Annotated in this window: 27 protein-coding genes; 13 read left to right on the forward strand and 14 right to left on the reverse strand. The window is 72.8% G+C overall.

From position 1 onward, the window contains the following. Positions 1–16 precede the first annotated feature (16 nt). Both ACFVVA_RS15655 and ACFVVA_RS15660 read right to left on the reverse strand, forming a co-directional pair. Positions 17–250: a helix-turn-helix transcriptional regulator gene (locus tag ACFVVA_RS15655; RefSeq protein ID WP_359913507.1), complete on the reverse strand. Its 234-nt coding sequence runs from the start codon at positions 248–250 to the stop codon at positions 17–19. 100 nt (positions 251–350) lie between these two features. Beyond that, complete coding sequence (locus ACFVVA_RS15660) at positions 351–662, reverse strand: ArsR/SmtB family transcription factor (protein WP_387689756.1); 312 nt, start codon at positions 660–662, stop codon at positions 351–353. Positions 663–795: 133 nt separating this feature from the next. On the opposite strand from ACFVVA_RS15660, the gene ACFVVA_RS15665 reads away from it, so the two are divergent. Continuing rightward, entirely contained in the window at positions 796–2376 is a 1581-nt protein-coding gene (locus ACFVVA_RS15665; RefSeq protein WP_387689758.1) for an MFS transporter, read from the forward strand. Between the two features lie 165 nt (positions 2377–2541). Here the strand turns inward: ACFVVA_RS15665 and ACFVVA_RS15670 are convergent, their stop codons facing one another. From ACFVVA_RS15670 to ACFVVA_RS15680, 3 genes are all read right to left on the reverse strand, one after another. Then, positions 2542–4347 (reverse strand): CocE/NonD family hydrolase C-terminal non-catalytic domain-containing protein, encoded by a 1806-nt coding sequence (locus ACFVVA_RS15670; protein ID WP_387689759.1) that lies wholly within the window; start codon positions 4345–4347, stop codon positions 2542–2544. A gap of 193 nt (positions 4348–4540) precedes the next feature. Further along, positions 4541–5767 carry a putative PEP-binding protein gene (locus ACFVVA_RS15675; protein WP_387689761.1) on the reverse strand — a complete coding sequence of 409 codons (1227 nt, stop codon included), beginning with the start codon at positions 5765–5767 and terminating at the stop codon, positions 4541–4543. After that, complete coding sequence (locus ACFVVA_RS15680) at positions 5768–7756, reverse strand: FAD/NAD(P)-binding protein (RefSeq protein ID WP_387689763.1); 1989 nt, start codon at positions 7754–7756, stop codon at positions 5768–5770. A 224-nt stretch (positions 7757–7980) separates the two neighbouring features. Between ACFVVA_RS15680 and ACFVVA_RS15685 the strand changes: the two genes are divergently transcribed. The 3 genes from ACFVVA_RS15685 (at position 7981) to ACFVVA_RS15695 (ending at position 10893) form a co-directional block, all read left to right on the forward strand. After that, entirely contained in the window at positions 7981–8655 is a 675-nt protein-coding gene (locus ACFVVA_RS15685; protein ID WP_387689765.1) for a CPCC family cysteine-rich protein, read from the forward strand. 240 nt (positions 8656–8895) lie between these two features. Continuing rightward, positions 8896–9993, forward strand: a complete 1098-nt coding sequence (locus ACFVVA_RS15690; RefSeq protein WP_387689766.1) for a hypothetical protein — start codon at positions 8896–8898, stop codon at positions 9991–9993. 33 nt (positions 9994–10026) lie between these two features. Then, on the forward strand, positions 10027–10893 hold the full coding sequence (locus ACFVVA_RS15695) for a DUF3592 domain-containing protein (RefSeq protein ID WP_387689768.1): 867 nt from the start codon (positions 10027–10029) through the stop codon (positions 10891–10893). Between the two features lie 158 nt (positions 10894–11051). Here ACFVVA_RS15695 and ACFVVA_RS15700 read toward each other — a convergent pair whose 3' ends face one another. Then, positions 11052–11435, reverse strand: coding sequence for a VOC family protein (locus tag ACFVVA_RS15700; RefSeq protein WP_387689770.1), 384 nt, complete (start codon positions 11433–11435; stop codon positions 11052–11054). A gap of 174 nt (positions 11436–11609) precedes the next feature. Between ACFVVA_RS15700 and ACFVVA_RS15705 the strand changes: the two genes are divergently transcribed. Then, positions 11610–11951 (forward strand): hypothetical protein, encoded by a 342-nt coding sequence (locus tag ACFVVA_RS15705; protein ID WP_387689772.1) that lies wholly within the window; start codon positions 11610–11612, stop codon positions 11949–11951. A gap of 152 nt (positions 11952–12103) precedes the next feature. On the opposite strand, the gene ACFVVA_RS15710 is transcribed toward ACFVVA_RS15705, so the two are convergent. From ACFVVA_RS15710 to ACFVVA_RS15725, 4 genes are all read right to left on the reverse strand, one after another. Further along, positions 12104–12610, reverse strand: coding sequence for a DUF2199 domain-containing protein (locus ACFVVA_RS15710; RefSeq protein ID WP_387689774.1), 507 nt, complete (start codon positions 12608–12610; stop codon positions 12104–12106). Positions 12611–13081: 471 nt separating this feature from the next. Beyond that, positions 13082–13498 carry an arsenate reductase ArsC gene (locus tag ACFVVA_RS15715; RefSeq protein WP_387689776.1) on the reverse strand — a complete coding sequence of 139 codons (417 nt, stop codon included), beginning with the start codon at positions 13496–13498 and terminating at the stop codon, positions 13082–13084. Then, positions 13491–14621: an ACR3 family arsenite efflux transporter gene (gene arsB, locus ACFVVA_RS15720; protein WP_387689778.1), complete on the reverse strand. Its 1131-nt coding sequence runs from the start codon at positions 14619–14621 to the stop codon at positions 13491–13493. The genes ACFVVA_RS15715 and arsB overlap by 8 nt, the downstream gene beginning before the upstream one ends. After that, positions 14618–14998: a metalloregulator ArsR/SmtB family transcription factor gene (locus ACFVVA_RS15725; RefSeq protein ID WP_359897675.1), complete on the reverse strand. Its 381-nt coding sequence runs from the start codon at positions 14996–14998 to the stop codon at positions 14618–14620. Before ACFVVA_RS15725 ends, arsB begins: the two co-directional genes overlap by 4 nt. A 142-nt stretch (positions 14999–15140) precedes the next feature. Here ACFVVA_RS15725 and ACFVVA_RS15730 point away from each other — a divergent pair, with 142 nt between their 5' ends. From ACFVVA_RS15730 to ACFVVA_RS15750, 5 genes are all read left to right on the forward strand, one after another. After that, the gene (locus ACFVVA_RS15730) at positions 15141–15578 is read left to right on the forward strand and encodes an ArsI/CadI family heavy metal resistance metalloenzyme (protein ID WP_387689780.1); all 438 of its coding nucleotides are present in this window, start codon (positions 15141–15143) and stop codon (positions 15576–15578) included. 283 nt (positions 15579–15861) lie between these two features. Then, a complete protein-coding gene (locus tag ACFVVA_RS15735; protein ID WP_387689782.1) occupies positions 15862–16224 on the forward strand; it encodes a hypothetical protein in 363 nt (120 codons plus the stop codon). Between the two features lie 144 nt (positions 16225–16368). Continuing rightward, the gene (locus ACFVVA_RS15740) at positions 16369–17049 is read left to right on the forward strand and encodes a ferredoxin (protein ID WP_387689784.1); all 681 of its coding nucleotides are present in this window, start codon (positions 16369–16371) and stop codon (positions 17047–17049) included. Between the two features lie 213 nt (positions 17050–17262). After that, positions 17263–18105, forward strand: a complete 843-nt coding sequence (locus ACFVVA_RS15745; RefSeq protein WP_387689786.1) for a methyltransferase domain-containing protein — start codon at positions 17263–17265, stop codon at positions 18103–18105. Positions 18106–18192: 87 nt separating this feature from the next. Beyond that, complete coding sequence (locus tag ACFVVA_RS15750; RefSeq protein ID WP_387689788.1) at positions 18193–18330, forward strand: hypothetical protein; 138 nt, start codon at positions 18193–18195, stop codon at positions 18328–18330. A gap of 79 nt (positions 18331–18409) precedes the next feature. Here ACFVVA_RS15750 and ACFVVA_RS15755 read toward each other — a convergent pair whose 3' ends face one another. Beyond that, a complete protein-coding gene (locus tag ACFVVA_RS15755) occupies positions 18410–18676 on the reverse strand; it encodes a hypothetical protein (RefSeq protein ID WP_053111985.1) in 267 nt (88 codons plus the stop codon). A 95-nt stretch (positions 18677–18771) separates the two neighbouring features. Then, positions 18772–19137 (reverse strand): hypothetical protein, encoded by a 366-nt coding sequence (locus ACFVVA_RS15760; RefSeq protein ID WP_387689790.1) that lies wholly within the window; start codon positions 19135–19137, stop codon positions 18772–18774. Positions 19138–19448: 311 nt separating this feature from the next. On the opposite strand from ACFVVA_RS15760, the gene ACFVVA_RS15765 reads away from it, so the two are divergent. Together ACFVVA_RS15765 and ACFVVA_RS15770 are read left to right on the forward strand one after the other, a co-directional pair. Continuing rightward, positions 19449–20402 carry a phosphatidylinositol-specific phospholipase C domain-containing protein gene (locus ACFVVA_RS15765; protein WP_387689792.1) on the forward strand — a complete coding sequence of 318 codons (954 nt, stop codon included), beginning with the start codon at positions 19449–19451 and terminating at the stop codon, positions 20400–20402. A 368-nt stretch (positions 20403–20770) separates the two neighbouring features. Next, positions 20771–22039, forward strand: a complete 1269-nt coding sequence (locus ACFVVA_RS15770; RefSeq protein WP_387689794.1) for an alpha/beta hydrolase family protein — start codon at positions 20771–20773, stop codon at positions 22037–22039. Positions 22040–22084: 45 nt separating this feature from the next. Here ACFVVA_RS15770 and ACFVVA_RS15775 read toward each other — a convergent pair whose 3' ends face one another. Next, entirely contained in the window at positions 22085–22480 is a 396-nt protein-coding gene (locus ACFVVA_RS15775) for a winged helix-turn-helix transcriptional regulator (protein WP_387689796.1), read from the reverse strand. 24 nt (positions 22481–22504) lie between these two features. On the opposite strand from ACFVVA_RS15775, the gene ACFVVA_RS15780 reads away from it, so the two are divergent. Continuing rightward, a complete protein-coding gene (locus ACFVVA_RS15780; RefSeq protein ID WP_387689798.1) occupies positions 22505–22906 on the forward strand; it encodes a YybH family protein in 402 nt (133 codons plus the stop codon). A gap of 12 nt (positions 22907–22918) precedes the next feature. Here ACFVVA_RS15780 and ACFVVA_RS15785 read toward each other — a convergent pair whose 3' ends face one another. Next, complete coding sequence (locus tag ACFVVA_RS15785; protein WP_387689800.1) at positions 22919–23455, reverse strand: hypothetical protein; 537 nt, start codon at positions 23453–23455, stop codon at positions 22919–22921. Positions 23456–23537: the final 82 nt, after the last annotated feature.

Below are 23537 nucleotides of genomic sequence, written 5' to 3' on the forward strand. Positions count from 1 at the left end.
GCGGCGGCCCGCCCCGCTACTCCTTGCGCAGCGCGTGCGACAGCACCGTGAGCAGCGCCAGCGTGGGCCTCGCGTGCCCCGCCTCGACGGCCCGGACGTCGGCCTCCGGGAGGCCCGCCCGGGCGGCGAGGTCGCCGAGGGTGAGGCCGAGGTCGCCGCGGCGGGCACGGACGGCGCGGGCCAGGGCCTCGGCCGGGTCGCCGTCCGGATGGGCGGGGAAGTCCTCGATCAGGGGGCGCGCCAGATCCACCGAATTCTCCTCATCGGCCTGCGGGGCGCACAGTCTGGCACGCGATCAGCGGACGGGGACCCCAAGCGGAGGTCAAGGTTCCTTGACCTCCGCTTGGGGGTCAGGAGTTCGCGCGGACCAGGTCGAGCAGCCCGGGGAAGCGCCGGTCGAGGTCCTCTCGGCGCAACGTGGCCGCCCGGCTGTTGCCGCGGTCGACCTGGCGGATCAGACCGGCCTCGCGCAGCACCCGGAAGTGGTGGGTGAGCGTGGACTTGGAGACCGGCAGCTCGAAGGAGACGCAGGTGCGCGCCGCCCCGTCGGGCTCCCGCAGCAGGGCGGCGACCACCCCGTGGCGCAGCGGGTCGGCGAGCGCGCCGAGCACGGTCCGCAGGTCCATCTCCTCGACCGCGGGGTGGCCTTCGGAGTCCGGCATCGAATCCTCCGTCCTCGGGCATCCTCAGGTACGGGTTGCATCATACCTTGGAGGCGTGCCACCGTAAGGTTCGATCAAATCCGTACCTGACCGTCGGGGCCGACGGTCTGCCCGAGCCTGGAGTCACGCCCCCTTGCGTACGCAGAGCCCGTCCTCCGCCGTCCCCTCCGCCGTGCCGTCCGACGCCGCGCCACCACCGCGGCCCGGCCGCACCCTGACGGCGGCGGCCGTCCTGCTCGCGGTCCTCGTCGTCCCGATGTCCATCTCCGGCACCGCGGTCGCCCTCCCCCGCATCGGCGTCGACACCCGTGCCGACCCGGCCGCGCTCCAGTGGGTGGTCAACGCCTTCAACGTGGCCTTCGCCTGCTTCACCCTGGTCTGGGGCTCGCTCGCCGACGTCGTCGGCCGGGTCAGGGCCTTCGCGGCCGGCGTCGTCATCTACGCCCTCGGCTCGCTCGCCGGCGCCGTCGCCACCGACGTGCTGTGGCTGGACGCCGCCCGCGGCCTCGCCGGAGTCGGCGGCGCCGCGGTCTTCTCCTGCGGCGCCGCCATCCTCTCCACCGTCTTCGACGGGCCGGCCCGCGCCAGGGTCTTCGCGCTGTTCGGCACCGTCGCCGGCGCCGGGGTCGCCCTCGGCCCGTCGCTGGCCGGCGGGCTGGCGCAGGGCCTCGGCTGGCGCTGGGTGTTCGCGGTGCACGCCGCCGCCCTCGCCCTCGTCCTGCTCGCCCTGCCCGCGCTCGCCCGCGCGGTGCCCGTCGGCCCCGCCGGCGGGCGGGTCGACGTCCCCGGCAGCGCCCTGTTCGTGCTCGCCATGGTGTTGCTGACCACCGCCGTCGTGCAGGGCTCCCAGTGGGGCTGGGGCAGCCCGGGTGTGCTCGCCCTGTTCCTCGGCGCGGCCCTGGCGCTGGTGGCCTTCGCCCTCGTCGAGCGGCGCAGCACCCACCCGCTGCTGGACCTCGGGCTGCTGGGCGACCGCCGCTTCCTGGGCCTGTGCCTGGTGCCGGTGGCCGCCTCCTTCGGCTTCGTCACCATGCTCACCTACCTGCCCAGCTACCTGACCGCCGTCACCGGCCGCGGCGCGGGCGCCACCGGTCTGCTGATGCTGCTGCTCACCGTGCCGGTGCTGGTCCTGCCGGCGGTCGCCGCCAGGCTGGTCTCCCGCGGCGTGCCGGCCCTCGCCCTGATCCTGCTCAGCCTGGCCTGCCTGGTGGCCGGGGACGTCACCCTCGCCGTGCTCTCGCCCTCCGTCACCGTCCTGCTGCTCGCCGCCCCGATGCTGGTCACCGGCACCGGGATGGGCCTGTCGGCCGGCCTGGTCGACGGCCGGGTGCTGGAGCTGGTCGACCCGACCAGAGCGGGGATGGCGGCCGGCTTCCTCAACACCCTGCGCCTGGGCAGCGAGGCCGTCGCCGTCGCGGTGTACGGCTCCGCGCTCGCCACCGTGCTGAGCGGCCGGGTCACCGACGGCGCCGGCGCGCACCCGGGAGCCTCCCGGGTCGGCGAGGTCGCCGACCGGGCGGCCGGCGGAGACCTCGCGGGCGCCGCCGAAATCTCCGGCGCCACCGACCGGCACGCCTTCACGGAGTTCCTCGCGCACGCCTACGACTCCGCCTTCCACTCCGTGCTGGCCGGACTGGCGGCCGTCTGCGCGGTGCTCTCCGTGGTCGTCGCGGTCCTGCTGCGCGGCGGCGGGCGGCGCCGGGCCTCGGCCTGACCGGTACCACCGGGCGCCGAACACTCCACCGGCCGCCCCGCGCGACGAACACCCCACCCACCACCGCGCACGACGAACGGCCCGCCGCGGCAGCGCCGCGACGGGCCGTTCCGGTTCGCCTCCCCGCGACACCGTTCCGGGGCACCGACCGGATCACCCCGCCGATCAGCCCAGCGGCAGCTCCAGGCGGGACTCGTTGCCGGCCGGCGAGCCGATGGTGACGGTGCCCCGCTCCGCGGCGTAGGAGTACAGCTGGTCACGGCTGTTGACGACCAGCGCCAGCCGGTGGCCGTCCTCCAGGTCGTACGCGGCGGGCTGCAGCGCCCAGTCGACAGTGGTCTCCTCACCGGGGGTGAGGCCGAGCACGGTGTACGGCTCGTGGGTGATGATCCGCGCGTTGCCGTCCGGGGCGACGTCGAACAGGTACGCCACCAGAGTGGCGGCGTCCTCGGTACTGCTCACGGTCAGCCGGAGCCGCGCGGCGCCCCGGATGCGACGGGCCACCCCGCCGCTGCCGGTCAGCCGGTCGGTCGACCAGACCAGCAGGTTCTCCCGCTCGAACTCGGACAGCACGTACTTCCGGGGGTTGCCGGTCCACTCCTTCTGGCCGGTTTCCATCACGTCGTCCACCGCCGTGGCCCTGGTCTCCACGCCCGCGGTGAAGCTCCGCGACCAGCCGTCGTTCTGCTTGTCGGCCAGCGCGCCGTCACCGTCGCCGTTGACGCCGGTGAGGTACCACGTCTCCTCTCCGGTGGTGACGTCCGCCCACGAGTCGCGCGACTCGCGGCGGGCGGCCTCGGTGATCCGGTTGCCGCCGCCCAGCGCGGGCTTGGTCTTGTAGGTGAACATCACCTGGCTGGTCACCTGCTTGCGCTTCGGCGCCTCGTTGTCGGCGCCCAGCAGGTGGTGGTCCAGGAATTCGTAGGCCTCCCGGAGGGGTTCTGCCAGGCCGGGGAACGGCAGGTGGGTCAGCAGGCCGGACATGCCGGCGCCCTCGGGCGCGCCGTGGTCGCCGATCCACAGGTTCAGCTGCTTGGGCACCGTCAGCCGGTTGTAGACGTCGATCACCGAGGAGGCCGGGAAGAGCGTCTCGTGCCAGGTGTTGGAGACGAAGGTCGGGATGCCCCGCCGGTTGGTCTCCCGGAGGTACGTCTCCGGGGAGCGCTCGTTGCCCCAGGCGATCACGTCGTCGAGGTCGCGGTTCTGGTCGAACTTGTCGAGGATGTCCAGGGTCTCCGCGTCGAACTTGTCCTGCCTCTCCCCGCCGGTGTAGCCGACCAGCAGTTCCACGGCCTTGAGGTGCCGGGTGTCGTTGTCGTAGAGGCTGGTGGCCAGGTTGCCCCAGGTGCTCAGCGCGACCACGGCGGCCACCCGCTCGTCGGGGTCGTGCGCGGCGACCAGCTGGCTGATCCCGGAGCCGTAGGACACGCCGAGGAAGCCGACCTTGCGCGGTTCGCACCAGCCCTCCGCGTGGGTGATCACCTTCGCCCCGTCGGACCGGTCGGCGGGCCCGGCCACGTCCACGCGGCCGCCGGAGGTGGAGATCCAGCCCGGATAGCCGAGGCCCCGCGGGGTGTAGGCCAGGACGTGGTAGCCGCGCAGCGCCAGCTTGAAGTAGCCGTAGACGAAGGGCAGCCAGCCGAGCGGGTTCCAGCCGGCCGGCACGATCACGACCGGACGCGGCTCGCCGCCCTTCAGCCTGATGCGGAACGCGGACAGGCGGATGTCCTCCTCCACCTCGATCCCGGTGATGTCGACGTCGGCGATCTGCCGCACCTTGGCCACCAACTCGGCCAGTTCCGGCGGGAGCTGTACCGCCCCGTCGCCCCGGGCGGCCGCCTGCAGGGCGTTGCCGAGGTCGATGACGGCCTGGTTGACGGTGGTGCCGGGCCCCCGGAGTCCCTTGTCGGCGACGTCGGCGAGCGTGGCCTCGGTGATCGCCGGGATCGGCTCTCCACTGACGCTGGTCATGCGAACCACCCTTCCGTGACGGATACTGTTCGCATCCTTGATCACGGCGGGCGAAACGAAACTGATGCGACGTCAGATTCACTGAAATGGATGGAGTACCGATCAACTCCTGTTGATTACAATAGAGTTGTAGTATCTGCGCCCGACCTCACCGCGGGCGGATGACGGCCCTGACCGCCACCCGCCCGCCCGGTCAGGGCCGCGAGTCGAGCACCAGTTGCCGGAGCTCGGCGGTGCACATCATGTAGCCGTCCGGGGTCGGCACGTGGGCGAGGTAGTGGGCGAGGTCCGTGCCCAGCGCGAACACCTTCACCGGGGTCCCCGCGGCGCGGGCCGACTCCACCACCCTGCGCAGCCCGTCCAGGACGGCCGGGTGCCGGGTCTGGTAGGACTCCGCCACCAGGTGGTTGCCGCGGTCCGCGGCCAGGTAGAACTGCACCAGGTCCTTCACCCCGACGAACAGCTCGCTGGCACCGGCGGCGCAGATCTCGGCCGTGGCGTGCACCGCCGCCGGCGTCTCGATGAACGCGGACAGGGGCACCTCGGCCGGCAGTTCGAGATGCTTCCTGAGCTGGGCGAACTCCTCCGCGTCGTTGAGGAACGGGACGGAGAGCTGCACCCGGCCCGCGGCGTCGCCGAGCCGCTCGCGCAGCGAGCCGAGCATGGCGTGCAGCGCCTCCCGGTAGGCGGTCGACCCCAGCAGCCAGCGCGCGCCGTGCAGGCCCAGCTCGGGGTTGGGCTCGACCGCGACCGGGGCCAGCTCGGTGACGCTGGCGGCGTGGTCGGAGCGGAGGTCGAGCATCCTCAGGATCAGCCGCTGGCCGGGCAGCAGCGCCTCGGTGAAGGCGCACAGCCGGTCGGCGAGCGCCCGCCCGTAGACCGCCGCTTCGGCCGGGCCGCCCTCCAGGGAGTCGAGCGGGCTCAGGCCCGCCGCCAGGCAGAGGAACTCCTCCCGGATGAAGAAGCAGTCGACCCGCTTCGCGTCCGGCCCGCAGGAGTTGATCGCATTGATGTCCTGGAGGTCCGCGATGACCGCGCACGCCGCGCCGAGGTCGGCCGGCGAGGGGGCCCCGGGGCCGGCGTCCGGGTCGGTCCCGGCGCCCGCGCCGGACTCGACGACGATCGACTCGCCGTCGAGGTCCAGCACCGCCTCTCCGACCAGGTCGTCGAGGTCCGCCTCGTCGACGCGGAGCACGGGAATTCCCCTGCCCCGGCAGAGCGACTGCATGTGGCCGGTCAGCCCACCCGAACCGCAGACCACCGCGCGCGCCGCCACGATCGCCTCGTACAGGCCGGCGTCGAGGGAAGGGGCGACGAGGATGGATCCCTCGAGCGGATGTCTCGTGCGATTGCAGGTGCCCCGCACTTCGCTCTGTGCACCACCGGTCAGCAGGGATCCCTGAATCCGTCGCCCGTCCACCTATTCCTCCTGTTCTTCGGCGGTCGCCATTCCCAGCTGTCGGCGCAGTTGTCGTGGTGTCACGGAGACATCGGTGAGTCGTTCGACCGCGGCCCGGTTGACGACCACCCTCATCAGGCGGTCGTACCGGGCGGCATCCACCGCAGCGGCCGGACGTTCACCCATGGACCGGATACAGGCGTCCAGCCGGGAATCGAGCAGGTTCCGTTCAAGTCGACCGCGCGAGGCCAATCTCCTGGCCTCCAGTACCACAGCGTCCTCGAATTCCCCCCGGGCCGCTTCCTCCAGATTGCCGACACCCCCGCGGCGCCCGGACACGTTTCCGGCCACGCTTTCGGCCATGCTTTCGGCCGTCCTTTCGGCCGCGCCTCGAGCCGGATTCCCCACCGAAGTCCACTCCGGAGTCCGGGCCGAACTCCACTCCGCAATGCGAGCCGAAACGTCCTCTTCCACTTCCAGTTGCTCGACCACGTGCGCGGCGACCGCGATCGAATGGTTCTTGATGGCGGCGAGATTGAAGGTGAACGCACCGGTTCGGCCGTTCCGCACGATCTCGTCGCCCTCGCGCAGCGCGCCGACCGCGGACACCGGGCCCGCCACCCCGCCGGGGCTCAGCAGCACCCCCCGTCCGTCGACCTCCAGGCCGCGCCCGGTGCGTGCGTGGGGCTCCGCGATCCCCCGCCGCAGCAGGTTCCGCCAGAGCGGCCGGTCGACCCTGCTGTAGTCCGACTCCCGGCCGAAGTTGGACACCACCAGGTCGGCCTCGATGGTGCGCTCCTCCTGCGGGGAGGCGACCGACACGGCCAGCCGGCCCGAATCCGCCGGCCTGACCGCCTCCACCTTGCCGACGACCAGCCGCACCGCCCCGTCCGCCGCGTGCAGGGCGCGCTCGACGACCGCCATCGTGTACTCGAGCACCCCGACCCGCAGCGCGGCCAGCGCGGTGCCGAACTCGTCCAGCAGGCCCCGCAGTTCCGCGGTGGGGATGCGCTCGATGGCCTCGGGGAGGTGCGGCTCCCACGCCTTGACCACCCGCTCGGCAACCACCACCGGGGAGACGTCGGGATGCTCCCGGACGACCGTCGAGCAGGCCGTGTCCCACTCGGCCCGGATCCGGACGAGGAACTCCTCACGGTTCCGGTACGGCTCCAGCAGCGTCTTCGGACAGGGGAGGCGCAGCACCCCGTGCTCGTGGCCGCCGGGGTACGTCCGGAACATCGTCCCGGTCCTGGAGATCAGATGGATTCTCCCGGTGTGGCCCTGGCGCAGCAGCAGGCCCGCCGAGTCGTAGGCACTCAGCACGGAGCCGACGATGGCGACCGTCGACTCGGACGGGAGCGAGACGAGCTTGCGGATTCCGGCCGCGGAGTAGGGGTCGCGCACGAAGGAGGCGTGGGTGCGGACCTCGGAGGCGAAGACCGGCTCCCGGAGTTCGAGGCCGGTCGCGAGGACGACCTGGTCGGCGCGGAGCACGGTCACCTCCGGGCTCCGGTCTGCTTCGCCCCCGCGGCCCGACGACTGCTCGATCGTCACATCGGCGCCGGTGGCCCGGACTTCCAGGTCCACCGCCTCGCCCTCCGCCTCGACGAGCACCACACCGGGAGGGGCTTCGCGCCTCGCCTCGGCCAGCCGGTCGCTCAGGTAGTCCTGGAAGATCCGCCGGGGCGCCGGCCCCTGCTCGACGAACCGGAGCCCGGCCCAGGGATCCGGCCAGCCGCTGCGGTCGGCCTCGTGGTTGGCCCAGCGGACGAAGTCGAGGACGTCCTCGCGGAACACCGACATCCGGCCCGCCTGGATGTTGAACACGTAGTCCCAGGGGTTGCCGTCCCGGTGGTAGGCGACGCCCGCCGAGCGGTAGTCGGAGCGTCGTTCCAGCAGGACGATCTCCAGCGGTCTGCGCGCGAAGCAGAGCAGCCGGATGGCCGTGGCGGTGCCGGCCAGGCCCGCCCCGACTATGAGGACTCTTGGACGCGTACCCGTTCGACTCATGGTCAAGCCTCCGCATCGAAGGATGGGAACCCGGCTCTCCTGTCCCGAACGCCGGGCACGTGGTCTGCTGAGGAAGTGCGGCTCGGACGGAGCGACGCGCTGTCCGAAGTGCCCCAGGATCCTAGAACAGGTGATCCGCCGACCATGACGACTTGTCACGAATCCGATGGGCCTGCTCCGAAACCGGGTCGCCTGCGACCGGCCCGGCAGTCCGGACTGCCGGAGTGGACCATCGCCGACCCTGCCCCTGCTGCGGCCGCCTCGTCCTCGACGTCCGGGAAGGGTGGCCCGGTTCGTTCGTCGTCTGCCCGCTCTGCTGCTGGGAGGACGACCCGGCGCAGCTCAGGTGGCCACTGAGGCCGGACGGCGCCAACTCGGTCCCGCTGCTGCAGGCCCAGCGCAATGTCCGGGAGTTCGGGGCCTGCGACCAGCGCGGCCGGCGGTTCGTCCGACCGGCGACGGCCGACGAGCCGCTCGACCCCGCCTGGCGCCCGATCGACCCGGCCGCGGACCTCTTCGAGGACTGGCAGGACGAGGAGCAGCGCCCCTGGCCCGAGGACCGGTCGGTCCTGTGCTGGTGGCTCCCGACCTTCTGGGACACCACCGAGGACCTGACGCCGGACCCGCCCCACCGCATCACCGTCGACGTCGGCTCCGTGCGCCGCGAGAACGACCTCCACACCGTCCTGAAGCGCGAACTGCGCCTCCCCGCGTTCTACGGCATGAACTGGGCCGCGTTCTGGGACTCGATCACCGGCCTGGTCGCGATGCCCGCCGAACTGCGCTTCGTCGGCTGGGCGGAACTGGAACGCGAACTCCCATGGGCGGCGCAGGCGCTCCGCGGCGAGTTGGCCCGGTACGCCGCGCTCGGCCGGGACTTCACCGCCGTCTACGACTGACGGCGGCGCGGCCGTGGCCCGGCGCCGACGCCGTGAGGCACCGTTCGGCGCTGTTCGGCACCGTTCGACGCCGGGCCGGCCGGTTCGGATCCGGTCCGCCGTGAAGTTAGGTGCAGGGCGGGCCGGTTGGGCCGACGGCACGCGGGTCGCCCCGACTGGTTCCGGCGTTTCACTGGGACGGCGCAAGCTTCTCGGCTCCGGGCCTGTCCGCCGTCGCTCCCGCCCGGCACAATCACCGGTATGACGATCACCACCGGTGCGCCGCCCACGCGCAACACGCCGGTCGCCCTCGCCCGCGGCTTCCTGACCGGAGGCGTGATCGGAGGATCGCTCGCCGCGATGGTCGTCGGCGTCGTCGTCGACAGGGCGCTGCTGTTCATCGCCGGCCTGGGCGCTCCCATCGCCTACGGCCTGCTGATCCTCCTCGCCGGCCTGCCGCGGCGGGCCCGGGAGGCGGCCGTCGTCCCGCGGACGGCGCTCGCGATGATCGAGAGCCTGGACGTCCCGAAGGGCGAGGTGACCGACCTGGCGGTGCGGTTCGACCTCACCGTCGTGCCGGACGAAGGCCCCGCGTTCCGGGTGGAGTTCACCCAGGACATCCACGTCGCCGACCTCCCCGACTACCGGCCGCGCGGCGTCCTGGTGGTTCGCTACCCGCCGGACCGGCCGGCAGCCGTGCGCATCGTGAAGCGGCCGACCCCGGTGTGGGAGGAGCGGGCGGCCGGGGCGCGGCTCGACTCCGCGCCCGCCTCGACCAAGGTGAGCGAGCCGTCCGACAGTTGCGCCGTCCCCTTCCTCGGGTTCCTCGGTCTGCTGCTCGCCGCGGCGGCCGTCGTCCTCCTGTTCCGGGTGGACCTGTTCGAGGACGAGCCCGCCGGCCCGCCGTCCTCCTCCGCGAGCCCCTCGGCCTCCGCCTCCTCCTCGTGGTCGACCAAGGTGGTGACGGCCGGGTCCGGCACCGTCGTGCTCGGTTCCGGGCAGTCCTTCCTCGACGAAGGCGAGTTGGGGCGGTCCGTCAACTCCTTGACGCGCAACGGCGAAGCGGGCCCGGTGACGACCCTGCAGGTGACGGACAGCCTGCTGACGGTGACGTTCTCCTCGACCGACTCGAAGGCCCGGGAGTTCGATCCGGCGTCACTGCCCTACGAGCGGTTCCCGGCCCTGGTCGACGAGGCCAGGACCACCCTCGGCGTCCACGCCCCGCAGGCCTGGAGCATCACCGTCCTCCGCACCAACGGCTCCGTCACCATCACGGTCACCGTGGCCGGGCCCGGGGGCGCCGCCGTGCTGGAGGCGGACGGACAGGGCCAGGTGCTGCGGCGCACCTCGGCGCACTGAACCACGGACAGGACGAACGGGAGCGGGGCACACATGAACTGGCACGGAATCCTGGCCCTGTGGTGCGGGGTGTTCGGCGCCGTGGCGCTGGTCGGGTACGGCCGGTCGCTGGCCGGCCTGACCGGGGCGCAACGGGCCGTACGGGTGAAGGGGCGGATCGAACGGGTGAGGGAGCCGCGCAACGGGAGCTCCCCGAACGACGGGATAGCGGTGGTCGTCCGCTTCCAGGACCCGTCCACCGGCGAGGAGTTCGTCGTCACCAACGACAGCGGGACCGGCGACCGGATCAGCACGGCCTGGGTGGGCCGGGAGGTCGGGATCCGCTACCCGCGCGGGAGGCCGCACGCCTTCCGGTTCATCAGCGACCTCCAGGCGGGGCGGCGGGGGCTCGCCTGGCCCCACACCGCGGTGTTCCTGATCTACGTCGGGCTGGTGGTCGTCCTCTCGATCGACCGGGGCTGGCCGTGGGCCCTGGTCGCGACCTGCGGTCCGGCCACCGTCCTCGGCGCGTTCTACCTGCCCGGGGAGAAGCAGACGACGAAGAAGCGGCTCGCCGAGCTGTCCGCCATGCTGCCCGTCCCTGGGCGGGTCGTCGCCGTCCTCAGGAACGTCGAGACCGACGGGGAGGGCGGCACCCAGAGCAGCCGGAGGCCGGTCGTCGCCTTCACCACCGAGGACGGGACGGCCGTCACCGCCTACTACCCCTCGGGCCTGCCGGACTCCGCCGTCCCGGTCGGCGGGGACCTCACGATCCACTACTCCCCCGCCGACCCGGCCGACTTCACGCCGGACCTCGCGGCCACCCGCCGGTCCGTGACGGGAAACGTCGGCTGCGCGGTAGCGGTCCTGGTCGTCGCCGCGGCGACGACCGTCACGGGCGTGGTCCTGCTCCGCCTGTAGGGCCCGACGGCCCGCCAACGGCCCACCGCCGGAAAGGCGGTGGGCCGTCCAGGAGGGCTCCCTGTCCGCACCGCCGTCCGTCCCGCCGCCCCTCCGGCAGTCCCTCCCGCCGTCCGCACCGCCCCGGCTCCGTGCGCGCGTGGCCCGCCCCGGCGCCCTCAGGGGTGCGCGGCCGCCCGGTCGGATTCGCTGCGCAGCACGCAGAACTCGTTGCCCTCGGGATCAGCGAGGACCGCCCAACCCGAACCGTCGGGGTTCCGGTGGTCGCCGACGAGGCCGGCGCCGAGGGCGAGCAGTCGCTCCACCTCCTGGTCGCGCGAGGTCTCGGGCCGCAGGCACAGGTGGACCCGGTTCTTGACCGTCTTCGCCTCGGGCACCTGGTTGAAGTACAGGACCGGGCCCTCCGCCAGCAGCACCTGGGTCTCACGGTCCCCCGGCCGGCAGTCCGGGTCCAGCGGCCTGCCCGTCACACCGCTCCAGAAGCGCGCCAGCTCATAGGCGTCCGCGCAGTCGATCGCCACGTTCTGCAGTACCGAAACCATGCGCGCGAGTCTCCCCGATCCCCGCCCCGAACTCCACCGGGTCGTGCCGGTCTCCCGCACATGTGTGCCGACCTCCCGCACCTGCGGCCCGGGCGGCGTCACGGCCCGCGTGCAAGCCGTCACGGACGTGCCTACGGTGGAGGTAGTAGCCCAGAGCGTCCGGGAGGTTACACCATGACTTCCGAGAAGAAGCCAGTCCAGCTCACAGCACGTACGGTCAGCGGCCACGTGGTCGCCCACGCTCCGATCAGCGGCGACTTCGAGGCCACGCTGACCGACACGGACGGCAAGCCGATCGTGGGGCGGCAGATCACCTTCTACAGCACGGCGAGCGGCCAGCGGGTCGGCTCCGCGACCACCGACCAGAGCGGGATCGCCGAGCTGAACTCCGGCTCCAAGATCCTCGACCCTGTCATCGTCGCCAGCACCCTCGCCACCGGCTGCGAAGCCAGGTTCGAGGGCGACGACGAGTACCAGGCGGCCTCCGCCCACGCCGGCACCGCGGTCGGCGTCTGACACATCTCCGCCGGCCGTGCGCGCACCGGCCGGCCACGGCACCGCGCGGCATGCACCGTGCACCGCGCACTGTGCACCACGCACCGTGGCCGGCTGTTGCGGACCGTCGATGGGAATCGGCGTCCCGGGGACGGTCGGCGGGCCGGAGGCCGTCAGCCCCGAAGGAGCAGGTCCGCGAATTCCCGCACGCGGCCGGTGGTGATCCCGTCGCGCTGCTCGACCGCGAGGGGATGATCGGTCGGTTCCAGTTCGATCAGCGGACGCCGGCCGACCGCGCGGGTGTGGACGTGGGTCTTGAGCAGAAGGGTCGAGTCCGGATAGACGGGCAGCTCGGTGGAGAGCCAGCCGAAGTACGGGGGCTCCTGCTCCCGTGCCGGGTCGTCCCACAGGTCGTGCGTCCGGGCGAAGTTCTGCTCGCTCAAGGAGACCCACACGCCCCACGAGAACGTTTCGCCACTGTCACGCACCGGTATCTCGATCAAGCCGTGGACGTAGAAGTGCCGGCCCTTGACCACGCACTGGTCGGCGGTCAGCTCGCTGTCCCGGCGCCGGGAGTACCGCGGCTTCCAGCCCACCGGCGCCGGAGCCCCGTAGGACAGCGGCGGGCCGTCGTGGCGTTCCGCGCAGCACGCGCACGTGTGGTGGTCGTCGGCAGTCATGGTGTGAGCCTAACGGGCTGGTCAGAGGCGGTTCGGGGGTGGTCCGGCAAGCTGTCCGAACAGCGGCCCGGTGGGCCGTTCGGTCAGCGGCCCGGTGGGCCGTTCGGTCAGCGGTCCAGTCAGCCGACCGCCGGGCTGCGGCGCTCCAGGAGGGCGGCGCCGACGCCCGCCCCCGCGCGTCGGGGCGGACGTGGACGGAGTGCTCGACCACCCCCGCGTACGCGCTCCGCTCCGACACCCGCGCCACCGCGGCCCAGCCGAGCACCCGGTCCAACCCCTCGAACCCGCCGGACCCGCCGGACCCGTCGAGGGCGACGAGGCGGTGCTCGGCCATGCGCGCCGCGTCGAACGCCTCCCAACCCGGCACACCGGTCTCGAAGGTGGCGTCGCCGCCGTCGATGCCCGACCGGTAGATCTCCAGGACCTGCGCGGCGTGCGCCGGGGTCATCGCGGCGACGTTCACCACCCCGCTCATGCGACGGCCTCGATGCCGAGTTCCGCCATCAGGGCGCGGACACGCTGCTCGATCGCGTCGCGGATCGGGCGGACGGCGTCTACGCCCCGGCCCGCCGGGTCCGCCAACTGCCAGTCCAGGTAGCGCTTTCCGGGGAAGTACGGGCAGGCGTCGCCGCAGCCCATGGTGATCACCACGTCCGAGGCCCGGACCGCCTCGACGGTGAGTACCTTGGGCGTCTCGGCGGAGAGGTCGATCCCCACCTCGGCCATCGCCCGGACCACGGCCGGATTGACGCCGTCGGCGGGCGCCGACCCGGCCGACCGGACCTCGACCCGGTCCCCGCCGAGCCGGGTGAGGAATGCGGCGGCCATCTGGGAGCGGCCGGCGTTGTGCACGCAGACGAACAGCACGGACGGCTTGGACTCAGACACGGGCGGAACCTTCGGATTCGGGGGCGGTGACGGGGGCGGCGGCGGTGACGGAGGCGGTGACGGGCCGGGGGAAGTACCGGCGGGCGGCGAGGGCCACGTGGACGAGGCCGATCAGGACGGGCACCTCGATCAGCGGACCGACCACTCCGGCGAGGGCCTGGCCGCTCGCGGCGCCGAAGGTGGCGATGGCGACGGCGATGGCCAGTTCGAAGTTGTTGCCCGCCGCGGTGAACGCGAGGGTGGTGGCCCGCGGGTGGTCCAGTCCCACCGCGCGGCCCAGCGCCAGCGAACCGGCCCACATGACGGCGAAGTAGACCAGCAGCGGCAGCGCGATCCGGGCGACGTCCAGGGGCTGCGCGGTGATGGCGCGGCCCTGGAGCGCGAACAGGACGACGATCGTGAACAGCAGCCCGTACAGCGCGAACGGGCCGATGCGCGGCAGCAGCGCCGTCTCGTACCAGGCGCGGCCGCGGGCCTTCTCGCCCAGGCGGCGGGTGAGGTAGCCGGCGGCGAGCGGGATGCCGAGGAAGATCAGCACGCTCCGGGCGATCTCCCACACCGGGACGTCGAGCGCGGTCCGCTCCAGGCCGAGCCACCCGGGCAGCACCGACAGGTAGAACCAGCCCAGCGCGCCGAAGGCGACCACCTGGAAGAGCGAGTTCAGGGCGACGAGGACGGCGGCGGCCTCCCGGTCGCCGCCGGCCAGGTCGTTCCAGATGATCACCATGGCGATGCAGCGGGCGAGGCCGACGACGATCAGCCCGGTGCGGTACTCCGGCAGGTCGGGCAGCAGGAGCCAGGCGAGGGCGAACATCACGGCGGGCCCGACGAGCCAGTTCAGCAGCAGGGAGGGGAGCAGCAGGCGGCGGTCGCGGGTGACGGTGTCGAGGCGGTCGTAGCGGACCTTGGCGAGCACCGGGTACATCATCACCAGCAGGCCGAGCGCGATCGGCAGGGAGACGCCGGTGACGGTCACCTTGGCGAGCGCGTCACCCAGGCCGGGGACGAGCCGGCCGAGGCCGATGCCGAGGACCATGGCGGCGAGGATCCACAGCGCGAGGTACCGGTCGGTGAACGACAGCCGGCCGGCCACCGGGGCGGGCGCCCCCGCTTCGGCGCTCACTCGGCGGCGCCGAGGGACGCCCGGCGGGTGAGGATGCCCGCGAGGCGGTCGGTCGTCTCGGGGACCAGCCGGTAGTACACCCAGGTGCCGCGGCGCTCGGAGTCGATCAGCCCGGCCTGCCGCAGCAGCTTCAGGTGGTGGGAGATCGTCGGCTGGGACAGGTCGAAGGCCGGCGTCAGGTCGCAGACGCACACCTCGCCGCCGGCGCCGGAGGCGATCATCGACAGCAGCCGCAGCCGCACCGGATCGCCCAAGGCCTTGAAGAGCGGCGCCAGTTCGGCGGCCTGGTCCGCGTCCAGCGGGGCGCTCAGCAGCCGGGGGCAGCAGCCGTCCGCGGCGTCGTCCCGATCGAGCAGCGGGAGTTCCTGTTTCGACATGCTTCTATGTTGACGAATATCGATCCAGAGTGCAAGGCTGAATCGACAGACATCGATACAGGCTCGTTCGGTCCTTTTGCCCCCGTCCAGCCCTCACAGCCCTTCCAGCCCTTCCAGCCCTTCCTGCCCGTTGGAGGCCACCGTGTCCCGTGTCCAGCTCGCCCTGCGCGTCGCCGACCTCGAAGGCTCCATCGCCTTCTACTCCAAGCTCTTCGGCACCGAGCCCGCCAAGCGCCGCCCCGGCTACGCCAACTTCGCCGTCACCGAGCCCCCGCTGAAGCTCGTCCTCATCGAGGGCGAGCCCGGCGAGGACACCCGCCTCGACCACCTCGGCGTCGAGGTCGCCTCCACCGAGCAGGTCACCGCCGCCACCACCCGCCTGCGCGAGGCCGGCCTGGCCACCTTCGAGGAGAACGACACCTCCTGCTGCTACGCCGTCCAGGACAAGGTCTGGGTGACCGCCCCCGGCAAGGAGCCCTGGGAGGTCTACGTCGTCAAGGCCGACGCTGACAGCCTCGGCAAGAGCGCCGCCGGCGCGCCGGACGCCTGCTGCACGGGCACCGGCGAGGCGTCCCGCTGAACCGCCCGGAGTGGGAAGTCGGCCCGGCCGACTTCCCACTCCGCCCCCGGGCCATTTCCTTCGACCCGAGGGTTCCACGCGTCGGACTTCCGCCAGTACGTCCGCGACGCCCAGCGGCTCGCCTCGGCCCGGTCCCGTCCGCCACGGCCCGGGGTGGGCCGGCCCGCCGGCCACGGCCCGGACGAGTGGAGCCCAAGTGCCCGATGGCGTCTGCCGGCCGACTGGCACCATGGCAGTCCGATCTTGAGGGAGTGCTGACCGCGTGAGAATCATCTGTGACCCCGTGTACGACGAAGTGGATCTCACCGCATCGGCGGAAGAGCTGAACCGCTTGGCGGACGCGGTGGCAGAGGGCGAGGGGCTGCTCAGCTCCGCGCCCTCGCCCGACAGCGACGCCCTGGCGGGAGTCGAGGTCAGGAAGACCGCCGGCCCCGGTGTCCTCGTCCATCTGGATTCCGAGCGGCAGGTCCTTGTGATCAGCGGTGACGCCGCAGGCAGGCTGGTGCTCGCGGACAATCTGCGCGGCATGGCTTCCGCCGACGACGGCGGTCACCTTCACATCGAACACTTCCCCGGGCACTTCTACCTTGCCGAAGGGTCTCTGCCGCTGGTGGTCAACAGCCCGCACGGAAGCATGCCCCGGTGATCCGCACCTCGTCCGTCCAGCAGGGCCCGTGCCACCGCCGGACAGAGGAGTTGAGGGTGTTCGGGTCGGTCGTCACACGCTGATCCTGGACACCTCGACCCCTGGGGGTCGGAACTTCGGATCCACCTGCCTAGAGTGAGCCGCATGGGAAAGACGCAGGTGGGCGGGCTGGGCGGCCGGTGGGCCCGGCTCCTGGACCGGGTGCGGGGCAGCCGACGGGCCCTACCGCTCTCGCACGAGGCGGAGTTGCGGCAGGCCGCCGCGCGGATGCGCGGAGAACTGCTCCGCTACCCCGTGGAGGGGCCGTGGCAGGAGCGGGGCTACTGGGATCCGCTGCCGGCCGCGCGGGAGATGACCGGTTCCGTGGGCGACGGCCGCTGGGAGCAGCGCAGCCGGCTGAACGTGCCGGGCCCGTTCTACGCCGGTGAGACCGACACCGGACTGAACGGCCCGTACTACCTCCCCGAGCACGTGCTCTCGGGCGACGAGCACTGCGAGTTCGTCCACCGCCAGCCCGCCAACCCCCGCGAGGTGGCCGCCCTGGTGGAGATCGCCCACGGCGAGCCGCAGGGCGGCTACGCCTGGGACGGCGACCTGCACTGGACCCCGCAGGCGGTGCGCGACTGGTGGTCGCGCCGGGACGAGGTGCGGGCCTGGATCACGGCCGAGCTGGAGCTGGGCGGCGACGGCCGGAACGAGCCGGAGGCCCTGCGGCAGTACGCCGCCTACCTGGACGACGGGCTGGAGGCCTACCTGCGCGGCTACCTGTTCTGGCTCACCGAGGGCCGCGAGCCGCAGGCCGGGGAGGCGCTCCCGGACCTCTGAAGGCCCGCGCCCAGGGCTACCGCGACTTCCTGCTCGGCGTGGGCCGGGACGGCAGCACCGTCGCCGTCGTCGGACGGGAGGGCAACCGGACCCGGCCCGACGTCCCCGCTTTCGAGGAAACCGCCAGGGTCGCCGTGAACACCTTGCGCCGATCCCCGAGACCACGGTGAGGTGATCACTGACGGATCGTCACATTCCTTTAGAGTGACGGCCATGAGCGACCCCCACCCGACCTCGGCCTTCAACGCCGCCAACACCGACCCGGCCGTCACCGACCGGCTCATCGCCGTGCTGGACGCCCAGGCGGCCAACCCCGGGGTGCGGCGGCTGCGCGCGTGGGCGCACGCACAGCTCGCCGTACGCCCCGGCGAGCGCGCGCTGGACGTCGGCGCCGGCACCGGGTCGGAGACCCAGGTGCTCGCGGCGGCGGTCGCCCCGGGGGCCGGGGCGACGGACCGCGCCACCGGCAGCGCGATCGGCCTCGAACCCAACCCCGGGCTCCGGGCCGTCGCCGAGCAGCGCGCCGCCGAGGCCGGCAGCGCGGCCCGCTTCCTGGACGGCGACGCGCTCGACCTGCCGGTGCCCGACGGGGAGTTGGACGTGGTCTGGTGCGAGCGCGTCCTCCAGCACCTCCCCGATCCGGCGAAGGCCGTCGCCGAGATGGCCCGGGTGCTGCGTCCAGGCGGCCGGGTCGCGCTGCTGGACACCGACTGGGCCACCTTCGTGCTCCATCCGGCCGCCCCGGAGATCCGCCCCGCGCTGGCCGCCGTCGCCGAGGGCACCGCCGCCACCCCGGACGCCGGGCGCCGCCTCGCGGGCCTGCTGGTCGAGGCCGGACTGGCCGTCGACCACCTCGGCGCCGACGTCCTGCTGCACGACTCCCGCACGGTCACCCGGCCGATCGTCCGCGGGATCGGCGCGGCGGCCGTCGGCCGGGGCCTGATCACCGAGGAGCAGTGCGACCGGCTCTACGCCGACCTCGACGCGGCCGCCGAGCACGGGACGTTCCACCTGTCGGTGGCGATGTTCGCCGCGGTCGCCCACCGGCCACGCTGACCGGCGGCGTCCGCCGGAGGCGCCCGGCTGGCCGAACTCCGCGAGGCGGCCTCCGCACGGGCGGGCCGCCCGGTCGGCTGGCAGCAGGTGCACGACCGCGCGCGGCAGCCCGCCCAGGACGAGTCGGCCGGGCCGCTGGCCTGCGCCGGTCTCGTCCTTGCTGGGCTGCTGCTCCTGGGCTTCGCGGTGCTCGGCGTCGTCACCTTCGTCCGCTGGTGGCTCTGACTCCGGCGCTCCGACGCTCCGACGCTCCGGCTCCCCGGCCGTCCGGCACTGCGGCACTCCGGTGCCCCCGGCCCTTCGCTCAGAGCCGGTGCAGCGCCGCCTCGCAGAGCCGGCACCGCTGCTGCTCCAGTTCGGGCGGGTACCACGGCTCACCCGGCCGGGCGGGACGGTAGTGGGCGTGCTCCATCGGGGCGGTGTCCAGCCCGCAGAGGGTGCGCGCCTGCGGGTCCTCCGGGACGTCCGGATCCTGGCCGGCGGCGTGCACCGCGACCACGCCCGGGCCGACGCCCTCGGGTCCGAGGGCCTGGTCCGGGGCCAGTTCGAAGAGGACGACGATCGCAGCCACGGTCCCACCGTGGCGGGCGGCGGCCGTCCACGCATTTCGATCTTCACCCCGCCGAGGGGTCCCGGTGGCGCGGGCCCCGGGCCGGGGCCGGTCCGCTAGCCGCGGTAACAGGCGCCGCCCGGCTCCGTGTCCGGGGAGCCCATCCCGAAGACGTACAGCAGGAACAGCAGCACGGCCGCCACCACCAGCACCACCCACTTCACCTCCGGCTCGGTGCCCTCGGGCAGCACCGCCGCCAGGACGGCCTGCAGGAGGACCAGCAGCACGGTCATTCCGATCCAGCCGACCGGCAGGCTCAGCGCCATCGACGCCCGGGTCGGCATGTCCATCCCCCGCGGGCAGTCCGCCCACCTGCGCGCGACCAGCAACGCCCCCAGGACGGTGACCGCCGCCGCGAGCAGCGGTCCGGCGGCGTACCACCCGCAGCCGTGCGATCTGTTGCGCTCCACCGATGCCGTCATCCCCGCCGGTCCCCTCGCCCACGCTCACACCCACGTTCCCGGACGCACACGCCTCCGGAGCCCCGCGCGGTTCCCGGGTACGAACGCGCGCGGACCGAAAGCACGTGGGCCCGACGACACACAGCCCCGAATTCCGGCGTCACGGACCTGTCAAAGCCGTGCCCTCGTACTCCAGGATGACAACGCCCCTCGCACGACCGACGCACTGCGCCGCGCCGCACCGCATCGCACCGCACTGCACTGCACTGCACTGCACCGAATCGCACCGCACTGCACCCCACCGCACCGACCGGACCCCGAGGAGCCGCACCATGGGCATCGCACGTCGTGAACTACTCAAGTGGGGCGCGGGAATGGGCGCCGCCGCCGTCACGGGCATCGCCCTGCCGGGCACCGCGTGGGCGGCCGTCGGCGCCACGACCCCGCGCGGTCTGCCGACGGACAGCTGGATGAGCCGCCTGAACGGCGACCTCTCCCTGCTCGACCTCACCATCCCCGGCACCCACGACTCCTGCTGCGAGAACCCCGCCTACGGCACCGAGTGGTCGCACACCCAGAACTGGGGAATCCCCCAGCAGTTGACCGAGGGAGTCCGCTTCCTCGACATCCGCTGCAACGGCCTCCAGGGCGCGCCCGACGAGCTCGGGATCTACCACTCCGACGCCTACCAGCACCTCCGACTCCAGGACGTGCTCGACCGGTGCCGAGCCTTTCTCCAGTCGCACCCCGGCGAGACCGTCCTGATGCGCCTGCGCAACGAGCGCGCCGGCGGCCAGTCGCTCGACGACACCGAGTTCATGCGGCGGGTCAACCACTACTTCGACGACCTGGGCTACCGCGGCCTGTTCCACTTCTACGGGTGGCCGACGCTCGCCACCGCCCGCGGGAAGGTCGTCCTGATCGCCGACTTCGCCAACCCGTGGGGCCTGATCGACTGGTCCAGCGGCGAGAACGGCTGGTTCGACACCCAGGACCTCTGGCAGACCGGCGGCCTCGACCCGCTGGGGACGAAGAGCCGGAGCATCGTCGCGCAGTTCGACAAGGCCTCCCTCAACCCGGGCCACTCCAAGATGTTCGTCAACTTCCTCTCCTATGCCGGAGGTTACTGGCCGAAGACCAGCTCGCAAGCCCTGATGGACCGCACCGTGTACCCGTACCTGAACGCCCGCACCCAGCAGCGCGCCCGGTTCGGCATCGTGCCGATGGACTTCCCGGACTTCCACGTCAACGTCCTGCAGATGCTGATCGACAAGAACTTCATCTGAACAAGCGGCAGTTGAAGAATTCGTGTTCCACCCGCGCCCCGATGTGATGCGTTCCCCCGCGCCGCGACCGCTCCGCCTCCACCGACGCACGCGGACCGGCGGAACAAGGAGCAGTCACAGGGGATCCGGTACGAAGCGGGCCAGGAACGCCCGACCGGTGGTCACGGCCGGCAACGCGGCGTCGCCCCGGCGGCGCCGCGTTGCCGTCTGCCAGTGCCGTCTGCCGGTGCCGACTGCTGCTCGTTGGTGCTCGTCGGAGCCGGTCCGCATCAGCCCGGGGATGTAAACCCGTGGGCCAATACGACATGACGAAGGATCAATCGACGGACTGATGTCGCCCACCCGGCCCGCGTGACAGCGTTCCGCGCATGGACACCACGCCGCTGGACACCACGCCGACCGCACGCCGTACCGGACCGACCCGCCGCCGCATACTGGGCACCGCGCTCGCCCTCGGCGCCGTCGCGCCGCTGGGCCTCGCCCGCACCGCCTCGGCCGCTCCCGCTGCCGCCCCGGCCGCCGCTCCCGTCCCCTCCTCCGGCGCCGCATCCCCCTCCCGCCTCACCCTGACCGCGCCCACCGGCCCCTTCCCGGTCGGCATGGTGCCGCTGCACCTGCGCGACGAGTCCCGGCCGGACCCGAACGCCCGGCCCGGCAAGTTCCGCGAGCTGATGGCCACCGTCTGGTACCCCGCCCGGACCGCGGACGCCGCCGCCTACCCGCTCGCCCCCTGGATGACCGAGGGCGCCCTCAAGGCCTTCCTCGACGACGTCGGCTTCCCCCTCCCGCTCTCGCTCGCCCCGCTCACCGCCGGCCACCAGGGCGCACCCGTCCACCGGGCCGGCCGGCCGCTGCCGGTCATCCTCTACTCGCACGGCGCGGGCGGCCACCGCGGCGACCACACCATCGTGGTCCAGGAGTTGGCCAGCCACGGCTTCGCCGTCGTCACCGTCGACCACACCCACGACGGCATCACCGAGTTCCCGGACGGGACCGTCGTCACCCGGGACGGCGTCGCCCCGGGCCTGTACCCGAGGGACTACGCCGCCGACCTGCTCTTCCTGCTCGACCGCGTCGTCGACCTCGCCAACGGCCGCAACCCCGACGTCGACGGCCGCACCCTGCCGAACGGCCTGCTCGGCGGCCTCGACGCCCGGAACATCGGCGCCTTCGGCTGGTCCAAGGGCGGCACCGCCGTGGGCCTCGCCATGGTCGCCGACCAGCGCATCCGCGCCGGCCTCACCCTGGACGGGCGAATGGAGTCGAACCCCGCCATCACCACCGACATCGACCGTCCGTTCATGATGATGACCGCCGACTACACCCGGGCGACCAGCCCCTACATCGCGACCTTCTGGGGCCACCTGCGCGGCTGGCGCCTCGACGTGCAGGCCACCGGCGCCGTGCACAACTCGTACGGCGACAACATGACGCTGATCCCGCAGGCGGGCCGGCTGATCGGCATGACCGAGGAGCAGATCCAGTCCCAGGTCGGCACCCTCGACCCCGACCGCGGCACCCTCATCCAGCAGGCCTACCCGCGCGCCTTCTTCGACCTCCACCTGCGGGGCCGCCACTGCGGCAAGCTGCTCGACGGCCCGTCGAAGGCCTTCCCCGAGGTCGTCTACCACCCGTAGGACCTCGCGCACGGGCGGCCGCCACGGGGGTGCGGCCGCCCGACCCTAGCTGCGCCCCGCCAACGCCACACCCGTCCGGTACAGCTCCACCAGCAGCGGCCGCAGCGCCTCCCCGGCCGGCGTCAACCGGTACGAGGTCCGCACGGGGAACCCGCGCCACCGCTCCCGCACCACCAACTCCCGCTCACTCAGGGCCTGCAGGCGCTCAGCGAGCACCTTCGAGCTGATCTCCGGCAGCCGCTCCCGCAGTTCCCCGTACGAGGCGGGCCCGTGCATCAGCTCGCGCAGCACCAGCGTCGTCCACCGGCCGGCCACCGCCGCGAGCGCCACCTCCACCGGGCAGTCCGGCTCCGGGCGGGTGGTGCGGCCGCGCCCGTCCGGCACCAGCTCCTCGTCCCAGCCCCGCTCACCCCGCCCGTCACTTCCCGTTTGGTGACCCACGCCGGGCCGGTCTTCACTGCTCGCATGACTCACCCCGCCACCCTCCCCCCGAGCACCGACCCGGCACAACACCCGGCCGTCTTCGCCGCCGCCTTCAACTCCGGCCGCCCGGACCTGCTCGCCCGGGTCTACGAGCCCGGCGCGGTCTTCGTCCCCACCCCCGGCGCCACCGCCACGGGGCCCGAACTCCACCGCGCCAACGCCGAGTTCCTCGCCCTCGGCCTGCCCATCACCGTCCGCCCCCGGCACACCTACGTCGCCGACGACATCGCCCTGCTCATCGTCGACTGGGAGATCACCGGCACCACCCCCGACGGCACCGACATCCACCTCACCGGCACCGCCACCGACGTCGCCCGCCGCGACCCGGCCGGCCACTGGCACTACGTGATCGACAACCCCTTCGGCACGGCCGCCCGGCCGTGAACGGGCGACCGCTCAACCCTCGGTCCGCACCTTAGGGTTGATCGTGCAGAAGTAGACCCGGCCGGTCTGCTTGTCGAAGTAGAAGCTCCCCGAATACTGGGTCCGGGTGATCGACTCGTCGAAGGCCCTGCTGTGGAGCCATCCGGTCTCGCCACCCACCTCGGTGGCGATCTCCTTCGGGACACCGCACTCGATGACGGCCTCCTCCCACGTTCCGCTCGACGTGATCGCCGCCAGCGTCGCCGGCTCGACCTGCGCCACCCCGTCGAGGCTCACGTCAGTCGGCCCGGGAACCCAATCCACGGAGTTCTGGGTCAACACCCGGCTGACCCACGTGGCCCCGGACAGCGAACCCAACTGCGGAAAGCGGCGCTTCAGCGGGTCGAGGTCCGTCCGCACCGTCGGCGTAGGCGCAGGTGCCGGGGGCTCCGCCGCCGCACAGGACGCCACCAGCGGCAGGCCGGCGATCAGCGCCAGGGCCGGAACGACCAGCGCGGCCCGGGGCCTTGAACGCTGCTTCACACGAGGGCGATCCATGAAACCGATCATTCCACCACGGTGCCGATCACATGTCCCTCTCGCCGGAGGAACGGCTCCCCGGTGAGGTCCCCGCCTCCACCTGCAACCAATC

The sequence above is a fragment of the Kitasatospora sp. NPDC058048 genome, assembly GCF_042885555.1.
Lineage (GTDB): Bacteria > Actinomycetota > Actinomycetes > Streptomycetales > Streptomycetaceae > Kitasatospora > Kitasatospora lactacystinica.

Coding starts and splice junctions, on each gene's coding strand:
- ACFVVA_RS15680 (WP_387689763.1), bottom strand. CDS start 7,756: ATGAGTCGAACGGGTACGCGTCCAAGAGTCCTCATAGTCGGGGCGGGC.
- ACFVVA_RS15745 (WP_387689786.1), top strand. CDS start 17,263: ATGAGCGACCCCCACCCGACCTCGGCCTTCAACGCCGCCAACACCGAC.
- ACFVVA_RS15760 (WP_387689790.1), bottom strand. CDS start 19,137: ATGACGGCATCGGTGGAGCGCAACAGATCGCACGGCTGCGGGTGGTAC.
- ACFVVA_RS15705 (WP_387689772.1), top strand. CDS start 11,610: ATGACTTCCGAGAAGAAGCCAGTCCAGCTCACAGCACGTACGGTCAGC.
- ACFVVA_RS15700 (WP_387689770.1), bottom strand. CDS start 11,435: ATGGTTTCGGTACTGCAGAACGTGGCGATCGACTGCGCGGACGCCTAT.
- ACFVVA_RS15785 (WP_387689800.1), bottom strand. CDS start 23,455: ATGATCGGTTTCATGGATCGCCCTCGTGTGAAGCAGCGTTCAAGGCCC.
- ACFVVA_RS15660 (WP_387689756.1), bottom strand. CDS start 662: ATGCCGGACTCCGAAGGCCACCCCGCGGTCGAGGAGATGGACCTGCGG.
- ACFVVA_RS15695 (WP_387689768.1), top strand. CDS start 10,027: ATGAACTGGCACGGAATCCTGGCCCTGTGGTGCGGGGTGTTCGGCGCC.
- ACFVVA_RS15770 (WP_387689794.1), top strand. CDS start 20,771: ATGGACACCACGCCGCTGGACACCACGCCGACCGCACGCCGTACCGGA.
- ACFVVA_RS15710 (WP_387689774.1), bottom strand. CDS start 12,610: ATGACTGCCGACGACCACCACACGTGCGCGTGCTGCGCGGAACGCCAC.
- ACFVVA_RS15670 (WP_387689759.1), bottom strand. CDS start 4,347: ATGACCAGCGTCAGTGGAGAGCCGATCCCGGCGATCACCGAGGCCACG.
- ACFVVA_RS15690 (WP_387689766.1), top strand. CDS start 8,896: ATGACGATCACCACCGGTGCGCCGCCCACGCGCAACACGCCGGTCGCC.
- ACFVVA_RS15725 (WP_359897675.1), bottom strand. CDS start 14,998: ATGTCGAAACAGGAACTCCCGCTGCTCGATCGGGACGACGCCGCGGAC.
- ACFVVA_RS15765 (WP_387689792.1), top strand. CDS start 19,449: ATGGGCATCGCACGTCGTGAACTACTCAAGTGGGGCGCGGGAATGGGC.
- ACFVVA_RS15740 (WP_387689784.1), top strand. CDS start 16,369: ATGGGAAAGACGCAGGTGGGCGGGCTGGGCGGCCGGTGGGCCCGGCTC.
- ACFVVA_RS15780 (WP_387689798.1), top strand. CDS start 22,505: ATGACTCACCCCGCCACCCTCCCCCCGAGCACCGACCCGGCACAACAC.